The sequence below is a fragment of the Sphingomonas bacterium genome (assembly GCF_903644055.1).
Lineage (GTDB): Bacteria > Pseudomonadota > Alphaproteobacteria > Sphingomonadales > Sphingomonadaceae > Sphingomonas_I.
Map to the genome: position 1 here is coordinate 1 of NZ_CAHJXD010000047.1, position 3,286 is coordinate 3,286.

Annotated in this window: 3 protein-coding genes and 1 pseudogene; 1 reads left to right on the forward strand and 3 read right to left on the reverse strand. The window is 68.7% G+C overall.

Annotated elements, in window-relative coordinates:
- A partial coding sequence (locus HUU94_RS01955) for a recombination protein O N-terminal domain-containing protein (protein WP_174273443.1) occupies nucleotides 1-165 on the reverse strand: 165 nt, incomplete at its 3' end.
- A gap of 171 nt (nucleotides 166-336) precedes the next feature.
- On the reverse strand, nucleotides 337-2,253 hold the full coding sequence (gene uvrC / locus HUU94_RS01960; protein ID WP_174273444.1) for an excinuclease ABC subunit UvrC: 1,917 nt from the start codon (nucleotides 2,251-2,253) through the stop codon (nucleotides 337-339).
- Nucleotides 2,254-2,426: 173 nt separating this feature from the next.
- On the opposite strand from uvrC, the gene HUU94_RS01965 reads away from it, so the two are divergent.
- Nucleotides 2,427-2,957 (forward strand): DUF4337 family protein, encoded by a 531-nt coding sequence (locus HUU94_RS01965; protein WP_174273445.1) that lies wholly within the window; start codon nucleotides 2,427-2,429, stop codon nucleotides 2,955-2,957.
- Between the two features lie 140 nt (nucleotides 2,958-3,097).
- Here HUU94_RS01965 and HUU94_RS01970 read toward each other — a convergent pair.
- Nucleotides 3,098-3,286: pseudogene (locus HUU94_RS01970) on the reverse strand (F0F1 ATP synthase subunit B); the annotation flags it as partial.

Consider the following 3,286-nt stretch of genomic DNA (forward strand, 5'->3'; position numbering starts at 1 on the left):
GCGCACGACGTTGCCGGGCACCAGCACCGGGCGCAGCCGCCGCGAGCGCCCGCCGCGCACATAGCCCGCGAGCAGGCCGTGCTCGGCGGTCAGCGCGCGCACGATCGCGCCATGCTCGCCATGGGCCCGCACCGCGCAGACGATCGCCTCGGTTTCGATGTGCATCGGCGGGAGGTAGGCCGGTTGCGCGCCATCGTCACCCCGGCCGATCCCAAGCGGGATGGGATATCGGCCGGAGCGACAATCACGGGAAAGCCAAGCCACGGATACACGCGGCGATCCGCCGCTGGGACAGGCTTTAGTGGGCTTCGATGACCGTTCGGCTAAGCAGCAAGGTTAACCGCGCGCATGGAAGTGATCGTGGATCGCGCGCGCCATCGTCTCCGAGACGCCGGGCACGCGGCGCAGATCCTCCAGCGCCGCGCCGCGCACCGCCTTGGCCGTACCGAAATGCATCAGCAGCGCCTTCTTGCGCGCCGGGCCGATGCCGGGGACGTCATCGAGCGGGCTGGTCGTCATCGCCGCCGCGCGGCGGGTGCGGTGCGCGCCGATCGCGAAGCGGTGCGCCTCGTCGCGCAGGCGCTGGAGGTAGAACAGCACCGGCGATCCCGGGGGCAGCATCGATTCGCGGCCGTCGGGCAGATGGAAATGCTCGCGCCCGGCGTTGCGGTCCGGCCCCTTGGAGATGCCGACGATCGGCACGTCGTGGACGCCCAGCTCCTCCATCGTCCGATACACCGCCGAGACCTGCCCCTTGCCGCCGTCGATCAGCAGCAGATCGGGCCATTCGCCCGACTTGCGATCGGGATCCTCCTGCTCCAGCCGCGCGAAGCGGCGCTCCAGCACCTCGCGCATCATCGCGAAATCGTCGCCGGGGGCGGTCTCGGGGCGCTTGATGTTGAACTTGCGATACTGGCCCTTGCGGAAGCCCTCGGGCCCCGCGACGACCATCGCGCCGACCATGTTGGTGCCCATGATGTGGCTGTTGTCGTAGATCTCGATCCGGCCGGGCACCGCCTCCAGTGCGAACAGATCGGCGACCTCGCGGAGCAGCCTGGTCTGCGTCGCTCCTTCGGCAAGGCGGCGATCGAGCGCTTCCTCGGCGTTGCGCGTCGCCTGCGCGAGGAGGCGGCGCTGCTCGCCGCGCTGCGGCACCTTAAGCACCACCTTGCGCTCCGCCTTCTCGGCCAACGCTTCGGCGATCAGCGCCGCCTCGGGCAGCAGGCGATCGACGAGGACGAGGCGCGGGGGCGGCACCTCCTCGTAGAACTGCATCATGAAGCTGGTCAGCACCTCATCCTCGGGCACCTCGGCGGTGTGCGTCGGGAAGAAGGCGCGGTGGCCCCAATTCTGGCCGCCGCGGATGAAGAAGGCCTGGATGCCGATCTGCCCCTGCCGGCAGGCGAGCGCGAAGAGATCGGCGTCCTCGATGCCCTCGGCGTTGATCGCCTGCGTGCCCTGGATGAAGGTCAGCGCGCGCAGCCGATCGCGCATGATCGCTGCCGATTCGAAATCCATCGCCTCGGCCGCCGCCGCCATCTGGCCGCTGAGCTTCTGCTGGACCTTGGTCGATTTGCCGCAGAGGAAATCGGCGGCGTCGGCGACCAGCTCGGCATATTCCTCCTTGGCGATGCGATCGACGCAGGGCGCCGAGCAGCGCTTGATCTGGTGGAGCAGGCAGGGCCGCGTGCGGTTGGCGAAGAAGCTGTCGGTGCAGGAGCGCAGCAGGAACAGCTTCTGAAGCGCGGTCAGCGTCTTGCGCACCGCCCCCGCGCCCGCGAACGGGCCGAAATATTGCCCCGTGGCGCGGCGCGCGCCGCGATGGAGCTGGACGCGCGGGAAGGGATGATCCTCGCGCAGCAGGATGAAGGGGAAGCTTTTGTCGTCGCGCAGCAGCACATTGTAGGCGGGGCGGAAGCGCTTGATGAGCTGCGCCTCTAGCAGCAGCGCCTCGGCCTCGGTGTTGGTCGTCACCACGGTCATGCCGCGCGTCTGCGCGACCATGCGGGAGAGCCGCCGGGGGAGCCGCGCGACCTGCGTATAGTTCGACACCCGGTTCTTGAGCGCGCGCGCCTTGCCGACGTAGAGTACGTCGCCACGCGCATCGAGCATCCGGTAGACGCCGGGGCGCACCGGCAGCGTCTTGAGCACGTTGCGGATCGCCGCGACCCCCGCCTCGATATCGGGGGCATCGCTGCCGCGCACGGCATAGGTCGCTTTCTCTTCGTTGAAACGGTCAGCGGTCTCGGTCACCGAACTGATTTAGGAGCGGACCAGGCGAAGCGCCACACGATCCTCCCCTGGAAGGGGAGGTGGCAGGCGAAGCCAGACGGAGGGGTGTCGCGTTCTGGATAGGGCGACACCCCTCCACCATCCTGGGGATGGTCCCCCTCCCCTTGCAGGGGAGGATTGGGTACAGTCGCGCCATGAGCGAGGCGCCCGACATCCCCGAATCCTCCAACAGAACGCTCAACCGCGCGGTTGCCGCGACGGTAGTGGTGCTCAGCGTCTCGATGGCGCTGTGCAACATCAAGGACGGCAACATCGTCCAGAACATGCAGGCCGCGCAATCGACCAAGATCGATACGTGGAACGAATATCAGGCGACGCGGATCAAGCTCCACATGGAGGGGATGGCGGCGGCGAACGGCGGGCCGGCGGCGGCGCGCGCGGCCCTGGAGGGCGCCAAGTACATGCGCGAGTCGGGCGATCTCAGGAAGGCCGCGCAGGCGGCGCAGGACGATTACGACCATAACAATTACCGCGACGACCAGTTCGACCTTTCGGACGGCCTCGCCTCGATCGCGCTGGCGACAACGGCGATCGCCGCGCTCACCGAACTGTGGGGGCTGCTGTTCTTCGCCTGGGGCGCGGGCGGGATCTCGATCCTGTTCGCGATCGCGGGCTTCGCGCAGGTGCCGCTGCATCCCGATATGGTGATGGGCTGGCTGACGTAAAGGCGGCGTCTCCCCCAGAAGGAATCGTCATGCCAGCGTAGGCTGGCATCTCATGCTCAGGGGACGAGCACCCGATGTCACGAGATCCCAGCTTACGCTGGGATGACGGCAAGTTGGTGACGAGGGCGGCGTCGGAGAGCCTAGTTCAGCCGCTGCCCCAGCCCGGCGATCACCTTGTCGACCAGCGCCTTGTCGTTGCCCGCGTCGTGCGTGCCGGCGATGAGCGTCGCGGCGGCCGCGGCGGCGGCGGTCGCGGCCGCGGCGCGGAGCTCGGCGACCGCGGTGCGCTCGGCGCCGGCGATCTTGTCCTCGGCCATCTTGCCGCGCCG